Genomic DNA, 14,667 nt, shown 5'->3' with positions numbered 1-14,667 from the left:
CAATCAAAGACTCTAACTTACCAACTACCACTGTGTTTGAATTCTTCTACAGCAGCCTTTAACTGTGCTTCAATATCGCCATCATAAGCACCTGCTTCGTTAATTTTTTGTAACAAAGAAGCATGTGAAGCACGCATATAGCTATGAAGGGCATGCTCAAACGAACCCACTTCTGCAACAGGGATATCATCCAGGTAACCTTTTTCAACTATAAAAAGGGACACTCCCATTTCGGCCACTGAAAAGGGTGAGTATTGCTTTTGTTTCATTAATTCAGTAATGCGTTGCCCGCGTTCTAACTGTTTACGGGTAGCATCATCCAAATCCGAAGCAAACTGTGAAAAAGCCTCCAATTCACGGAATTGGGCAAGAGCCAAGCGTGTACCACCACCTAATTTTTTCATGATCTTCGTTTGTGCCGCGCCACCCACACGGGATACAGATAAACCCGAATTAATCGCTGGACGCACACCTGAATTGAATAGATCCACATCCAGAAAGATCTGACCATCGGTAATTGAAATAACGTTTGTTGGTACGAAAGCAGACACATCTCCTGCTTGCGTTTCAATAATTGGCAAAGCGGTAAGTGATCCCGTTTTACCTTTCACCGCACCATTAGTTAACTTTTCAACTTCTTTTGCATTAATTCTCGCTGCACGCTCTAACAAACGTGAGTGCAAATAGAAAATATCCCCAGGATACGCTTCACGTCCAGGTGGGCGGCGTAGTAATAAAGAAATCTGCCGATACGCCCAAGCCTGTTTAGTCAAATCGTCATAAACAATCAGAGCATCTTCCCCTTTCTCCATGAAATACTCGCCCATTGAACATCCGGAATAAGGGGCAATAAATTGCAGAGCAGCGGAATCAGAAGCACCCGCAACAACGACAATGGTGTGCTCCATAGCGCCATTTTCTTCTAATTTACGTACAATGGCTGCAACGGAAGACGCTTTCTGACCAACAGCAACATAAATACATTTAACGCCAGTCCCTTTTTGATTGATAATAGCGTCAATAGCAATCGCTGATTTCCCCGTTTGGCGATCGCCAATGATCAGCTCACGTTGACCTCGACCAACCGGGATCATAGCATCTACCGCTTTAAGACCAGTTTGTACAGGTTGATCGACCGATTGTCGTGCAATTACACCAGGAGCAACTTTTTCGATGGGTGACATCTTTGTAGCGTTGATCGGTCCTTTACCATCAATTGGGTTACCCAGTGCATCCACTACCCTGCCTAACAGTGCTTCCCCGACAGGTACTTCAAGAATGCGGCCTGTACATTGGCCTGTTTGACCTTCCGATAAGCTGGAATAATCTCCAAGAATTACTGCACCCACAGAATCACGTTCCAGGTTTAATGCCAAACCATAGACACCGCCAGGAAATTCAATCATTTCCCCTTGCATAACATCAGCCAGACCATGAAGACGAACAATACCGTCTTTCAAACTTACAATTGTTCCTACATTACGGGCTTCGGAAACAACACTGAACTGTTCTATTTTTTGTCTAATTAATTCACTGATTTCTGATGGGTTTAAAGCTACTTGTTCTGACATGAAATCTATCCTCTCTATTACGCGGCTAAATCGCTACTTAGCTTATTTAATTTTCCTCGCACCGAACCATCAATAACCAAATCGTCTGCATGAACAATCGCGCCCCCCAATAACGACTTGTCGATGTGAAGATCAAGTGTTATTTTGCGCTGTAATCGTTTGCTCAGTGAATTGATTAACTGGTCTTGTTGTGCTTTTGACAGTTCAGAAAAACTCGTTACTTTTACTTTTAAAGTTTTTTCTTGTTCAGCACGGAGTGCCTCAAACAAAACTTTAAGATCAGGTAATAACATTAATCGCTTGTTACTTGCCAATAAAGCTATCAGATTGTGAACTGCGAACTTTTCTTTTGATTCCGATTTTGCAAAAAGCGTCTTAAACAATTCGACCTGTTGCTCTTGCGTAGTAGCAGGATTTCTAATGAACGCCGTTACCTGGTCATTCAATACAGCAACAGCCAAAGTGTGTAAAATATCAGACCATTCACCTAATTTATTAACAGCCAATGCATGTTCAAAAATTGCTTTTGCATAAGGTCTGGCCATCGTAGTAGTATCCGCCATATTTAAATCTCTGCAATCAAATTATCGAGCAAAGCACTATTTGCCTGCGCGTCAATTTCACGATGAAGAATTTTTTCCGCACCCACAATAGCTAACTGCGCAACTTGTTTGCGTAAGTTATCTTTTGCCTGATTAATTTCCTGCAATAGTTGTTCTTGCGCAATTTTTGTCTGTCTCTGCGCTTCAAGTTTTGCTTCTTCTTTTGCTTCTTCTATCAGTTGAGCAGCACGACGATTCGCTTTCTCAATAATATCTGAAGCCTGTACTTTGGCTTGTTTCAACTCATCTTTAACGCGATGCTGGGCCAATTCTAATTCTTTGCGGCCACGCTCCGCTGCTGACAGTCCATCAGCTATTTTATCCTGACGCTCTTCCAGTGCTTTAGATAGCGGAGGCCAAACAAATTTCATGGTAAACCAGACAAATGCAGCAAAAACAAGCATTTGTACCACTAACGTTAAATTAATATCCAAGATAATATCTCCCGTAGCATGCAGGGCGCGATGCGCCCTTATCTGGTGTTATTTAAGAACCCAAGTTGCTGAGGAAGGGGTTAGCGAAAGTGAAGAACAACGCAATACCCACACCAATCATTGTTACCGCATCAAGAAGCCCTGCAACGATAAACATTTTTACTTGTAACATGGGAACCATTTCGGGTTGACGCGCAGAGCCTTCCAGAAATTTCCCCCCAAGTAAACCAAAACCAATCGCTGTACCTAAAGCCCCCAAGCCAATCAGCAGAGCGACCGCGATAACAGTCATACCTTGAACTTGAGCTATCAAATTTGCAGCTTGCATATAAATCCCCTTAATGGACAAAGATTAAATTAAAACAGATTAATGGTCTTCATGAGCCAGACTGAGATAGACAATAGTCAGCACCATAAATATAAATGCTTGCAACGTAATCACCAGAATGTGGAATATTGACCAGGCAAGCGCCAGTAAAAATTGCGCTATACTTAACGTGGCTGTTCCCATTACCGAAGAAGAGGTTGCATTCAAAGTCAGCAAGGCTATCAGAATAAAGATCAATTCGCCAGCATATAAGTTACCAAACAGCCGCAAAGCCAATGAAATGGGTTTGGCAATTAAACCTACTAGTTCTAACAATAAATTAAATGGAATAAGTGCTGGATGATTAAAAGGTTGTAACGTTAACTCCTTCACGAATCCTTTCATGCCTTTAATTTTTATACTATAAAGAATAATGAGTGCAAAAACAGATAATGCCAATGCAAAAGTAAGATTAAGATCATTGGTTGGCACAACTTTCAAATAATGAATACCCACCGACTGAGCAGCCAAAGGTAAAATATCAACAGGAATCAAGTCCATAAAGTTCATTAAAAACACCCAGGCAAAAATAGTCAGCGCTAAAGGACCAATTAATTTATTTTTACCATGGAAACAATCTTTAACCTGATTATCAGCAAATTCCAGCATTAATTCCGCAAAATTCTGTAGTTTACCGGGCACTCCTGTAGTAACCCGACGCGCCCCCATGTATAGCAATATTAAAATAAAAGAACCGGCCACTAAAGAAAAAAACAAGGTGTCCAGGTTTAGAGTCCAAAATCCATTAGAACCAAAACTCATCGTCTTGAAATTAAAAGTGAGATACGTCAGATGATGTTTAATGTATTGAGTGCTTGATACCATTTCAGTCACTTTCTGGCCTATTTTGTTTGTTAGCAAAAATTAATGGTGCGAGCCAATGGCTCATTAACACCGTAATGTAAGTGAAAAAAAATGCAAAAGGGGCTATTTTTAATTTTATAAATATTAACGTGAATAAGATAATTGACAAAAAAAATTTCTGTGCTTCCCCTAAATAAAAGCTTCGAACTATTTTTCGTGCTGACCTGGCTCCCTGGTAGTGAAACAATTTTCTCGCAAAGAAAAAAGACGGCACAATTACTACCATACCACCTAACAAGGCGGATATCGCTTCTTTTTTGCCGAAAACCAATAACAGCACCAGTGATATTAACACACTAATCATTAATTGTATTAGTAATAAACGCCTTGTACCACTAACACCAAGCCTGTCTCTCACATTTTTCACCCATCTTTTACCGCGCGGATTATAAAGTAAACAATTTGGATAAGCAACGTTAATGAACAATTATTTGTCATTTTAATGTGTTTTTTTTGCTAAACCATTAAAAAAATACACTACCCTTTGAGTAAAACAAAATTTTGGCGTATTGGTTAGCTGCTGTTCTTTCACTCTATTATTTACTCCTTCACACTTTCAATCTCTTTAATCAATCGCTTAGATATCTTTTCCCTGTTACTGCAACCAATCATCAAGCGTTTTCTTCTTACATGGGGATTTTTTACTATATAATCAACTTTATCATAAAAAATTGCCCTTAATGCACATTGCCGACTTTCGTTGACAATGCGGTACTTTTGATTTTTTGTCCGATACGAAGAATCATTTTGCCAGCATAATTATACTGGGTTCGATTTTTAATCTCTTTTCCTAAACTGGAATATCCATTAAATATTGCATATAGTTTAAATAGGTTCTGTTGTCGTTTGTTAGCTTGAACCTGGCGAGAATTGGCAACATGACCATGCAATTGACTCGCACATAAGGAATTAATATGTCTGAAAAACAACAACGCACCGCTGCCAGCATGCGGGAAAAAATGCTCAATCGTTATAGTGACGGTCTTCATCATAAACATGATAAAAATCATATTACTTATCGAAAACACTGCCGCTCACATCCAGTTCAAGGAGTAAACCATCAGAAAATAGAAGAGGACCATGAAAACTCTTCCACAGGGATACTTCGAGCAATAAAATTAAGAAAAATTCGCAAACGACTAGATAAAGGTCGTTTCCATTGATAAAGTAAAAGAATCCTCCAGGTTAGCCACTTCCTGGGTGGGAGCGGTGCAAAGTGGCCTGAAAATATTCAGGCCACAGTCTAAAACACCAATATCTTATTCTACTTCATAGATTTTCTTATTAAACATCATCATTGTAATTTAAATACGTTACTAAATACGTTACTAATTGACAAAAATAAATTCTTTAAGTAAAATTTATGCACATTAATTGTAACGTCGAGAAAAATTTAATGCTATCTTATAAATTTCACACTTACCTTTGCGATCAAAAAAAAATTACTTACGTGTCTCACAAGTTAGACGACGAATCAAAACACGGCTCAGTAGAAATCAAAACATCTTTTCGTGTAAAACCAGGCATATATCAGCATATTTTAAAAGACACGACTAATAATGAAGAACTTTATATTATCAATGATAATCGAGTTTTTGCCATGGAAGATCATCTCTTTAAATTGCTCGACAATAACAGCATTGAGGAAATTAGAAATAAACACGAATTCTACTTTTATGCTTATACAATTGCTCTTAGAAAACTAGAACATATCCAAATTGATAACTCTGCTTTAAAAAACACTATAAATAGTCTAATAAGTGAAGTGAAATCAGCCAATCACTACACTTATTACTCCACTCTTCATGAAATATTGAGTCAAACCTATCATATTGTAATAGAAAGGGATCCCATCAAACGAATGGAAGCTCTCAATGAATATCAAGAATTAATTAAATCTGTTGAAGAAAGAAAAGGATTAAAAAAATTGGGGATGATTATGCTAGGACTTTCTTTAGCAGTAATGGCGATGAGTCTTGCTGTTGTTCTACCACCACTCGCACTACCAATAAGTATTGCTATTATAACAACGCTTTTGTGCACACCGCTTGCAATTTATAGTAGTCTATTTTTCACTACCGGATCGAAATACCAGTCACTTGCTCATAAAATGCAAGATGTTAAGACTTCCCACGCTTTGATAGACTCATCTATGGGACATTCTTAAGTTAACATCAGTTCTTGATAAGCGTCCTTTCTTTTGCCGATCTGTCCTCTCTCCATTAATTACGTTGGTGATACAAATGACAGAACGGCTACTTCCCTCATCCAACTGTTCTTTTCCCGCCTAATTATCCCCAACAACTTTCGTGCTGAGATAATAATATTTGAATAATTTCACTACTCGCTTTACACCTTCAGTGTTTCGAGCCAGAGAAATAACTTTTGTCGCTTGTTGGGGTCTGACATCTCCCATCAGATAAACTATCTGGTCTACAGTAATTACTTTAAAAACATTCGGATCAATGGTTGAATCAGCAAAAATCTGGCTCCGTATTTTTGCAGTAATCCAGCTATCTTGTAGTCCGTTGCCAGGAGCTTTACTTATATTCAATTGATTGAACAACCGCCGATACCCGGTTAACCTTGAAATACGTTCTATAGCATTCTGCCGCAAATCCAACGTGGGGACATGCCCCGCTAATAAAATATCCCCGTTAAAAACAGCTACATCAATAGCACACCCTTCCTGCCTGAATCTTGCATCATTATAAAGCAGCCGATGAATATCCGCCGATAATTGATAATCGCTTAATTTTTTATAAACATTATGGCGATCGTAAATTAATGTTGCGCCAGTCCATAACTCACTGTAACAACCTGTCAGAAGGCAAGGAGAAGTCCAAAGCAGAATAAAAAAAACATATCCCTGTTTTTTCATATCAAATCATAATTAAACTCAACAAGTTCGCTGGAATAGTCCCTCATGAACTATAGCTTTCAATTAATGTAGTTTTCCTGCTACTCATGCATGCATGCGCCTGCTGATGTTCAGCAGGCAATTTCAACCTGGCAACTATAATTAATTGAAAATCATATCTTCGATAATAGATCGTTTAAACAATATATTGAAAGACTTTAACAACTTTTCTTACTCCATTAATTTGTCGTGCAACACTAACCGCCAGATTGGCTTGTTCATGTGTAGCAATACCCATTAAATAGACAACACCATTTTCAGTCACTATCCGAATTGAACCTGACTCCAATCCTTTTTTAGTAAGCATCTGGCTACGAACCTGACTGGTAATCCAGCTATCTTTGGTTCTCTGCGTTATAAGGAGAGGATAATCAACCGTTATTTCATCGTAAACACGTCTTACATAAGGTGTGCTTTGTGCAATTTTCTCAGCCAGAACACGCAGGGAAGCTGTAGGAGTTTGGCCAACCAACAAAACAACCTGATTAAAACTGACAACAATAATACGAGAATTATAAAAACGAGGATCTTTCACTATTGCGGTATGTATTTTATGAAAAATACGTGCATCGCTTTCCAAAGAGGCGACACTGCGACGATCGTAAACAACCAGTCCGGCAGCAGCAGCTCCTGCGACTACCGCCGCTACACAACTCGTAAGCAAACCACAAATTAGCAAAATAACTATCAGACGAAATTTCATAAATTACCCCAACATTTGACCAAACAATGATTGTTCAATCAATTCACAAAAACAATGCAAGATGAATAAATGAGTTTCACGAATCCGTGCCGCATTATCTCCTTGAACTCGTAATTCAATATCTTCAGGTCCCAAATGATTGGCGAGTACACCACCATCACGACCACTTAAAGCAATAGTATCCATTCCCCGATCATTTGCTGCATTTACTGCGTGTAAAATACTATCAGCATTACCAGAAGTAGAAATAACAATCAGCACATCTCCTTCCTGCCCGAAAGCCTGTATTTGGCGTGCAAAACATTGATCATAATGACTATCATTTGCAATAGAGGTCAAAGAGGCCATATCCGTAGTTAAAGCGATAACAGGAAGGGAGGGACGCTCTATATCAAAATGATTCACCATGGCTGTAGTAAAATGTAAACAGTTAGCAGCAGATCCACCATTTCCACATAATAAAATTTTACCATCATTGAGCAAACAATTTGCTAAACGCAATCCTGCTTTCGCTATCACTGCAGATAATGTGTCAGCAACTGCAATTTTTGTTTCAATACTATTCCCAAAAAGCTGTCTGACTCTATCTTCGCTTGGTGTCATAATTCTTGAATCCTGATTCTTTATCCTATTCATAATATCATTTATAAATACGGCGAATTTATATTAATCAATTAAAGAGAGAGCGAAAAGGCATTATTGTATTAAAAATTCAGTCCAAATGCATTCTGTATCCAATCAACCTGAGAGTCTGGACCTTGCAAACCTATTACATCGAAGCGAACAGGTTGTTTATCCTGGATTTTTTTTAACATTAAATAATGCGAAGCTGTTTTTAGAAGTTTTTGCTGCTTGCCAAAAGTCACACTGGCAAGTGCTCCCCCAAAAGAAGAGGAAAGACGCGCACGCACTTCAATGAAAACCAGACAAGTTTTATCTTTCATAATCAAATCTATTTCGCCCCAACGACAACGATAATTGCTTTCCAACCACTTTAATCCTTGCGAAACAAGATAAGCTCGCGCTTGCTGCTCTGCTGCGAAACCGGTCTTTAGTGACATATTCATCCCTTATAAAGCGAGGTAAATTAAAAACTATCTTCACGAATTAAGAAGAGTTGCCATCCCTCCTTTAAATTGCCCCCAAGTAGGAACTCTTGCTATCTGTTGGGCTTTGTTTAAATAAAGAACACCACTTTTTTCATCAATTCCCATTGCAGGGAAAAGCAACAATTGATTCAATTGACTAATTAATGCAAAGCTGTCCATACCTAAAGCATATAATCGGTTATAACTATTTAATTGCTCTGGCCAGTTTTTATGCCCCATTTGATGAGTGAAAACCCAGGGCATATCACTAAAAATAATACCCTCGAGATCTTTGTCTTTCATACTATCAGGGGTACCGGCATACACTGAAGAAGTAGCATAAACAGGAACATTTCCGGCAAAATAATATTTTAATAAAGGCATTATTTGTCGTGCTTTGGAAGGATAAGCCAACAAAAATATCATGTCAAAATCCTGACGACGACCCGGTATAGCCTGAATATTGCGACCTAACAACTGTTTTATCTGCTTCTCACGAAGCTGACTATTTGAAACGTGAAGGAAATCACGAACGCTAACGGTTAAGTCTTCATTATTACTATAAGCCAGTTTATCGGCAATAATGCCTCCTTTAGCTCGCCATCGAGATGTAAAAGCAGAAACAATTTCTTCACCCCAACTCCCTGCCGGCGCAATAATTAATGCTCGTTTATAGCCTTTTTTACTGGCTCTTTCTGCCACTTGCTTCGCCTCATGAGCCGGCGACAGGCCAAAACGATAAATATTACCTTTATGCGATACATCAATATCATTAAGTAATAAAGTGGGCACAGGATGTTCCATTTTAGCGACCACTGCAACCTCGGTTTTACTGAGAGGTCCGATTACATAATCCGCACCATCGACCAACGCTTGTTGATATAATGCTGAGACATCACCCGTCGCTGTATTATATAAACGCGTTTTTATTGCCGAACTGGCAGCAGCAGCCATAAAACCATCGCGAATGGCTTCACCAGGACCTGCCAGGGGTCCACTCAAAGGTAGCAGCAGAGCTACCTGATGAGGTGTGTTATATAAGTAAGGTTTAACGGCCGCAAGGGAAGAAGGTAATAACTGATTGGCCGGGTGATCAGGATAGTCTCTTCGCCATTGTTCAATTTGTGCAACGATCGATTGACTGTTTCTGTTATTTTTTCTTGGAATAAGTGCTAATTTCAACCATCCCTGTAACTCCGGATTATCTGTTGTTTCGGCAGCCAATGTATTAAGTTCAGGTTCAGGCAAGCGGGTCAAAATTAACCATAAAATACGACGGTTATTACGCCGGCTCGCTTCATCAGCAAGCAAATGTTCCAATTTAATCCGTTCAACGATAGATTCAGAAGGATTATTTGCGGACTCGTAAGCCGAAGCAAGAATTTCATGATATTGAACTTGATAAAAAGAAGACAATCTGGTAATTTCACGCACGGATGCCAATTTGGCAATTGCAGCACGGGGCTGCTCACGAATCAAATCGGTTTTTGCAAGCAATATATTTTTTAAACTGGTCTGTTCACCCGATAGTTGACTGGTTGTAGCCAACGTATGTACACCATCACGCCATTGGCCATTATAAATGAAGCGCCCCGCAGCCATGATTAATAAATTTTGTTTTTCTTCACCCGTTTTATTTTTGGCTAAAGCAAGATAAGCAGTGGCAGGCATAGTAAAAGGCGATTTTACAGCTTTTTGTTGGTTACTTGTCATGGAATTGACCTGAATTTCAGTAACTTTTGTACATTGCGAAAGAAAGTTAACTGAAATAGCCAGTAAAATTACTTTTAAAATAAGCGAATTTGGTAACATTGAAATATGTCCGAAACGCAGGAACGCAATAGGATAAACTATGGTAAAAAGTTCAGCAACCTCTGTAGGTACACTTTACATCGTTGCCACTCCTATCGGCAACCGGGATGATATTAGTTTGCGCGCTTTGGAAACGCTTAAATCAGTCGACACAATTCTTGCTGAAGATACGCGTCATTCCGCCCAACTGTTGACTTCGTTTGGGATACACAAGCCTTTATTATCCTTGCACGCGCACAATGAAAACGATAAAAGTGAGTCCATAATTTCTGCTTTGCAACAAGGTCTTTCATTTGCCTTGATTAGCGATGCAGGAACTCCTCTAATCAGTGATCCTGGTTTTCCTCTCGTGCACCTCGCCCGAGAAAAACAAATTCCTGTAGTTCCTGTTCCTGGTGCCTGTGCATTAATAACCGCTCTTTGTGCCGCAGGTGTAGCCTGTGACACGTTCACTTTCGCAGGTTTTCTTCCAGCCAAGCAAACAGCCAGAGTTGCTAAACTTGAAACATTAAAAGCAAACGAGCATACGCTTGTTTTTTATGAATCGACCCATCGTATTATTGATTCCCTTGATGATGTCATACAAGTCTATGGACAAACTTACGAGTTGGTTTTAGCGAAAGAATTAACCAAAACGTTCGAACGTTTTATTAGTGGTACAGGACAATCCATCAAAGATTGGTTAATGCTTGATCCAACACACCGTAAAGGTGAATTTGTTCTTATTTTACCCGCCAGGCCCGAAGAAAAATCCACTTTTGAGAAAGAGCGTGAAACCCTTACTCTTCTATTGGATGAATTGCCTTTGAAACAGGCAGTAAAATTGACTTGTTTACTTACGAAAGCTAATAAAAATGAAATGTACAAATTAGCTCTCGAAATAATTGCTGAAAAAAAGTAACTGTAATGCTTTATTTAAATTAATAAGGAGTTTACCTATAATAATTTTATTAGCCTATCTACAATTAAAGTAGATTCAGTATAAAATTTAATTTGGTCTCGCTTAATAAGGATATTAATCGTGCCCTCTATTTCTAGATTATCCGTTTTTTTGCCTTTTCTTTTTATTTATTTTCCCTGCACGACAGCTACTGCCAATCAGATTGATATCATTGATCCCCTTTACGGTAAGCGTACTATTATTTATGAACAAATTAACGATTTTGCCGTTGTAGAAGGTGATATTCTTCTGGCAAAAATTGATGATCTGGAAAGAAAAAGCGCACTATTTCGCCTTAAAACTGGAGGTAGCCGCTGGAAAAATGGTGTGGTACCGTTTGAGATAAAAGAAGAATTACCTTTTATTAATAAACTTGCTGTCTTCCAAGCCATTGCTCACTGGCAAAAAAGAACACATGTGGAGTTTATTGAATTAACTGATAAAAACCGCTCTTTTTATAATGATTATATTTCTTTTTTGCCGGCTGTAGGTACAACTTGTTCTTCCTATGTAGGAAGGCAGGGGGGTAAACAGGAAATTAATTTAGCGCCACGATGCACTACTATGCACGTTATGCACGAAATTGGCCATGCATTAGGTTTATGGCATGAGCAATCACGAAGTGATAGAGATAATTTTATTCGAATAATCTGGGAGAACATTGCGGAAAATCATGTTGCTAATTTTACTCAACAATTAACAGATGGGATCGATTTTGGCGACTATGATTATCAGTCAATCATGCATTACAGTGCCTATGCTTTTTCAAAAAACGGTAAAAAAACGATCATTCCTTTAATTGATGGAATGAAAATAGGACAGAGAGAAAAATTAAGTGAAAAAGATATTGCTGCAATTAATGCCATGTATCCGGCTTCTTAAATATCGTTCACAAGGATATTCGAAACTACTTAGTGTTTAACGATAATTGTGTTTTGATAAAAGCGCATGTTGAAACTCTTTCTGGTTGTGGTGCAGACCAGCGAGGTGCAAAATATAATCTAAAACATCTTCTGGTAAACAATGCAAATAATTATCCTTATCGTTTTGCACTAACGCTTTAACTTGCTCTTTTGAAGGAAAAAATATCCTTTTACTAACAGGTCGAATTCTATCTATTGAACGTTCAGATAAATTGGTTTCTTTTAACAGTGTTAATTCTTGTAAAGTGTAATTGAATTGAGGAAGAGCAATGAGTGCTTCAATACTCTTTTTATCTAAAAGATAAAATCTATCTATTTCTAAAGTTTTTAAAGTTTGGTTCTGTTTTAAAGAGTCAATAACGTTGAAACACGTCAGCGCTGCACCATTATCGCTTATATAAAAACTTAATTTTTCCAAACCAGTGTTATGAGGAAGCATTGAAATAAGAGCAAGAAGATGTTTGTGATAAGCATCTGTAGATATCTCAAGTGATAAATTTTTCACTTGAGAATTACTTTTTAATGCTTCAATCACATATTCCATGCCGTTTGGAAAACCATACCCACTTACTGTGATAGAGATAACACTAGTGTTATGAAGAAGTTCTTTTGCAAGTGATTGAAAATAGCGCGGACAATTTTTTTCTCTGTATGAATAATCACCAAACTTTTTTATTAATTCTTTATTTATAGCAATATGAGTAAGGGTATTATTTTTTACTCCCTCTAAAATTTTTTTAAGCTCATTAGGAATATACCAATTAAAAAATCGTTGGAAGGCCATCATAAAGTTTTTGATCCAATAAATTTAAAGCTTAATTATATTAGGCTATTTTTGAAAGGTGAAAAAGAGTTGCCCAAAATAGCTTGCGGATTAACTAAACAGATAACCCCATTTATTATCCATTTGTACAGCACTGTTTTTCTCTTCTGTGTACTTACTATAAGCACATCCTAACTGATAACCCATGTAAATTACAGCCAGTACTAAAGCCGCTTGCCAACAAATAGCAATTGTCGCAATAAGCACGGTAGGCATCAGCGTATTTTTAGCCATTGTTAAAATAAACTCATTCCGTGCTGTCTGGTATTTATTTTTTTCTATCCGGACAATTTCATCATTGAGATTATCCTTAACAGGCTTTTTTAACATCAACCTTTTTTCCTTGTATGTAGTGTAAGAGCCTTCTGAAAGATACATGGCAGCAGCCAATGTACAGACAACATAACAACCCAAAATCATCACCGGCGGTGTCAAGATCATTGATGCTGAAAAACCCGCCATTAATAATAGGGCCGCTGCACTATTGAACCAGAAGGTCGAGTTTTTAGCTTGCCAACGGTTCTCATGTATACGAAGTTGCTGCTTTAACATGTCGAGATGTTTTTGTTCTTGATCAGAAAGATTTTCTGTCACACATTTATTTTCATAAGCTTTAATCTCATCGTCATATTGTGCTTTTTTAATTTGGTATTCTTCTTCAGCCAAATGACGATTCCACATAATCAAACAGAAATCAAAAATCATAAAGCCTGAAATTATCCAACCAGCTATTGGTGCAGAAATATGAAGTACTTTACTGTTGATCACTAAATTCACTATGCCCCAAACCAGGTCATTTAAAAATTGACCTTGCCGTTTTTTAATTTCATAAGTGAAGCGCTCTTTTCTATTTAATTTTTTTTCTTCCTTTGATGGGACAAATGTATGTTTAAGAACCATTGCAGCATTAATAGTAAAACGCATTATAGGAAAACCAAAACTCAAAACACTAAAGACCGCGTTTGGTTTTTCCAGAATAGAGATGAGCTTGTCAATGTTAATTTCTTTACCTAGTATATTACCTAGTTTTTCCCAACTTTTTAGTTCATTTACCAGTTGAAAGGTTATGGTAATAGCGGTACGACAAAAATACCAATACATACGGTTTAAATTTGCACTAGAAATTACATCTTTGATTTGCGCTAAATGAAATGGTGTTTGAATAATTTCTTTTAAACTTTTATAAATCGCTTTAAATAAATAAATTAAAAAAGAATCATTATGTTGTTCCAACGCACCTTCTTCATAATAGGTTTTTATACGTGTTTTTATTTTTGTAAATTTGCTTGCTTTGTTATTTTGTCCATAAGCAATATAATAATTTTCTAGCAAAATACAGCAGTAGTAGCAATAAAATAAATAAATATCGTAAAACGTATCGTCAACTTGAGCTTCCTGAACTGTTTTAAGAGATGCCGATAAATTCTCAAATTCCTGTGTAATAAGCTGTATATGGAGCGCTATAAAGCCATAATCGGCAAATTCTGCGTGTTGGTCTGCATCGTAAATTGTTTTTACATCAGTGAAAAATCTGTGTTTGTCCGCATCGAAAGATCCGACCATAATTAATCCATACAATAAATACAGCTCGAACCTAAATCTACAACCCTTTCTCTTAAG

The 14,667-nt window shown here is 37.7% G+C and carries 17 protein-coding genes; 4 read left to right on the top strand and 13 right to left on the bottom strand.

Annotation, left to right across the window (positions count from 1 at the left end):
* Positions 1-17: 17 nt before the first annotated feature.
* From atpA to T345_RS0111045, 6 genes are read right to left on the bottom strand one after another with little or no spacing between them, the layout of a single operon-like run.
* Positions 18-1,571 carry a F0F1 ATP synthase subunit alpha gene (gene atpA / locus T345_RS0111070; RefSeq protein ID WP_028389391.1) on the bottom strand — a complete coding sequence of 518 codons (1,554 nt, stop codon included), beginning with the start codon at positions 1,569-1,571 and terminating at the stop codon, positions 18-20.
* Between the two features lie 17 nt (positions 1,572-1,588).
* A complete protein-coding gene (locus T345_RS0111065; RefSeq protein ID WP_028389390.1) occupies positions 1,589-2,134 on the bottom strand; it encodes a F0F1 ATP synthase subunit delta in 546 nt (181 codons plus the stop codon).
* A gap of 2 nt (positions 2,135-2,136) precedes the next feature.
* Positions 2,137-2,607 carry a F0F1 ATP synthase subunit B gene (locus T345_RS0111060; RefSeq protein WP_028389389.1) on the bottom strand — a complete coding sequence of 157 codons (471 nt, stop codon included), beginning with the start codon at positions 2,605-2,607 and terminating at the stop codon, positions 2,137-2,139.
* Between the two features lie 52 nt (positions 2,608-2,659).
* The gene (atpE, locus tag T345_RS0111055) at positions 2,660-2,935 is read right to left on the bottom strand and encodes a F0F1 ATP synthase subunit C (protein WP_028385819.1); all 276 of its coding nucleotides are present in this window, start codon (positions 2,933-2,935) and stop codon (positions 2,660-2,662) included.
* A 39-nt stretch (positions 2,936-2,974) separates the two neighbouring features.
* Complete coding sequence (gene atpB, locus T345_RS0111050; RefSeq protein WP_028389388.1) at positions 2,975-3,799, bottom strand: F0F1 ATP synthase subunit A; 825 nt, start codon at positions 3,797-3,799, stop codon at positions 2,975-2,977.
* Between the two features lies 1 nt (position 3,800).
* A complete protein-coding gene (locus T345_RS0111045; protein ID WP_028389387.1) occupies positions 3,801-4,196 on the bottom strand; it encodes an ATP synthase subunit I in 396 nt (131 codons plus the stop codon).
* 556 nt (positions 4,197-4,752) lie between these two features.
* Between T345_RS0111045 and T345_RS0111035 the strand changes: the two genes are divergently transcribed.
* Together T345_RS0111035 and T345_RS0111030 are read left to right on the top strand one after the other, a co-directional pair.
* The gene (locus T345_RS0111035; protein ID WP_028389385.1) at positions 4,753-5,001 is read left to right on the top strand and encodes a hypothetical protein; all 249 of its coding nucleotides are present in this window, start codon (positions 4,753-4,755) and stop codon (positions 4,999-5,001) included.
* Positions 5,002-5,234: 233 nt separating this feature from the next.
* The gene (locus T345_RS0111030; protein ID WP_131777675.1) at positions 5,235-6,005 is read left to right on the top strand and encodes a hypothetical protein; all 771 of its coding nucleotides are present in this window, start codon (positions 5,235-5,237) and stop codon (positions 6,003-6,005) included.
* Between the two features lie 120 nt (positions 6,006-6,125).
* Here T345_RS0111030 and T345_RS0111025 read toward each other — a convergent pair whose 3' ends face one another.
* The 5 genes from T345_RS0111025 to T345_RS0111005 form a co-directional block, all read right to left on the bottom strand.
* On the bottom strand, positions 6,126-6,719 hold the full coding sequence (locus tag T345_RS0111025; RefSeq protein WP_028389383.1) for a BON domain-containing protein: 594 nt from the start codon (positions 6,717-6,719) through the stop codon (positions 6,126-6,128).
* 175 nt (positions 6,720-6,894) lie between these two features.
* Positions 6,895-7,461: a BON domain-containing protein gene (locus tag T345_RS0111020; protein ID WP_028389382.1), complete on the bottom strand. Its 567-nt coding sequence runs from the start codon at positions 7,459-7,461 to the stop codon at positions 6,895-6,897.
* A 3-nt stretch (positions 7,462-7,464) separates the two neighbouring features.
* Positions 7,465-8,064 carry a D-sedoheptulose-7-phosphate isomerase gene (locus T345_RS0111015; protein WP_028389381.1) on the bottom strand — a complete coding sequence of 200 codons (600 nt, stop codon included), beginning with the start codon at positions 8,062-8,064 and terminating at the stop codon, positions 7,465-7,467.
* A 101-nt stretch (positions 8,065-8,165) separates the two neighbouring features.
* Entirely contained in the window at positions 8,166-8,522 is a 357-nt protein-coding gene (locus T345_RS0111010) for a YraN family protein (protein ID WP_028389380.1), read from the bottom strand.
* Between the two features lie 39 nt (positions 8,523-8,561).
* A complete protein-coding gene (locus T345_RS0111005; protein WP_028389379.1) occupies positions 8,562-10,361 on the bottom strand; it encodes a penicillin-binding protein activator in 1,800 nt (599 codons plus the stop codon).
* 40 nt (positions 10,362-10,401) lie between these two features.
* Here T345_RS0111005 and rsmI point away from each other — a divergent pair, with 40 nt between their 5' ends.
* Positions 10,402-11,262 carry a 16S rRNA (cytidine(1402)-2'-O)-methyltransferase gene (gene rsmI / locus T345_RS0111000; protein ID WP_028389378.1) on the top strand — a complete coding sequence of 287 codons (861 nt, stop codon included), beginning with the start codon at positions 10,402-10,404 and terminating at the stop codon, positions 11,260-11,262.
* 120 nt (positions 11,263-11,382) lie between these two features.
* Positions 11,383-12,183 carry a Dot/Icm T4SS effector Zinc-dependent metalloprotease LegP gene (gene legP, locus T345_RS0110995; RefSeq protein ID WP_131777676.1) on the top strand — a complete coding sequence of 267 codons (801 nt, stop codon included), beginning with the start codon at positions 11,383-11,385 and terminating at the stop codon, positions 12,181-12,183.
* 36 nt (positions 12,184-12,219) lie between these two features.
* Here the strand turns inward: legP and T345_RS0110990 are convergent, their stop codons facing one another.
* Complete coding sequence (locus tag T345_RS0110990; RefSeq protein ID WP_028389376.1) at positions 12,220-13,011, bottom strand: leucine-rich repeat domain-containing protein; 792 nt, start codon at positions 13,009-13,011, stop codon at positions 12,220-12,222.
* Positions 13,012-13,098: 87 nt separating this feature from the next.
* Entirely contained in the window at positions 13,099-14,610 is a 1,512-nt protein-coding gene (locus T345_RS0110985; protein ID WP_028389375.1) for a hypothetical protein, read from the bottom strand.
* Between the last annotated feature and the right edge of the window lie 57 nt (positions 14,611-14,667).

It is taken from the genome of Legionella fairfieldensis ATCC 49588 (assembly GCF_000621525.1).
In the GTDB taxonomy this organism is placed as follows: domain Bacteria; phylum Pseudomonadota; class Gammaproteobacteria; order Legionellales; family Legionellaceae; genus Tatlockia; species Tatlockia fairfieldensis.
This window is presented reverse-complemented; position numbering and strand designations above follow the sequence as displayed.

Bases quoted from the DNA above. Each gene is read 5' to 3' on its own strand.
- T345_RS0110990 (WP_028389376.1), bottom strand. From the start codon at position 13,011: ATGATGGCCTTCCAACGATTTTTTAATTGGTATATTCCTAATGAGCTT.
- T345_RS0110985 (WP_028389375.1), bottom strand. From the start codon at position 14,610: ATGGTCGGATCTTTCGATGCGGACAAACACAGATTTTTCACTGATGTA.
- atpB (WP_028389388.1), bottom strand. From the start codon at position 3,799: ATGGTATCAAGCACTCAATACATTAAACATCATCTGACGTATCTCACT.
- T345_RS0111035 (WP_028389385.1), top strand. From the start codon at position 4,753: ATGTCTGAAAAACAACAACGCACCGCTGCCAGCATGCGGGAAAAAATG.
- T345_RS0111065 (WP_028389390.1), bottom strand. From the start codon at position 2,134: ATGGCGGATACTACTACGATGGCCAGACCTTATGCAAAAGCAATTTTT.
- rsmI (WP_028389378.1), top strand. From the start codon at position 10,402: ATGGTAAAAAGTTCAGCAACCTCTGTAGGTACACTTTACATCGTTGCC.
- T345_RS0111010 (WP_028389380.1), bottom strand. From the start codon at position 8,522: ATGTCACTAAAGACCGGTTTCGCAGCAGAGCAGCAAGCGCGAGCTTAT.
- T345_RS0111030 (WP_131777675.1), top strand. From the start codon at position 5,235: ATGCTATCTTATAAATTTCACACTTACCTTTGCGATCAAAAAAAAATT.
- T345_RS0111020 (WP_028389382.1), bottom strand. From the start codon at position 7,461: ATGAAATTTCGTCTGATAGTTATTTTGCTAATTTGTGGTTTGCTTACG.
- T345_RS0111025 (WP_028389383.1), bottom strand. From the start codon at position 6,719: ATGAAAAAACAGGGATATGTTTTTTTTATTCTGCTTTGGACTTCTCCT.
- atpE (WP_028385819.1), bottom strand. From the start codon at position 2,935: ATGCAAGCTGCAAATTTGATAGCTCAAGTTCAAGGTATGACTGTTATC.
- atpA (WP_028389391.1), bottom strand. From the start codon at position 1,571: ATGTCAGAACAAGTAGCTTTAAACCCATCAGAAATCAGTGAATTAATT.
- T345_RS0111005 (WP_028389379.1), bottom strand. From the start codon at position 10,361: ATGTTACCAAATTCGCTTATTTTAAAAGTAATTTTACTGGCTATTTCA.
- T345_RS0111015 (WP_028389381.1), bottom strand. From the start codon at position 8,064: ATGACACCAAGCGAAGATAGAGTCAGACAGCTTTTTGGGAATAGTATT.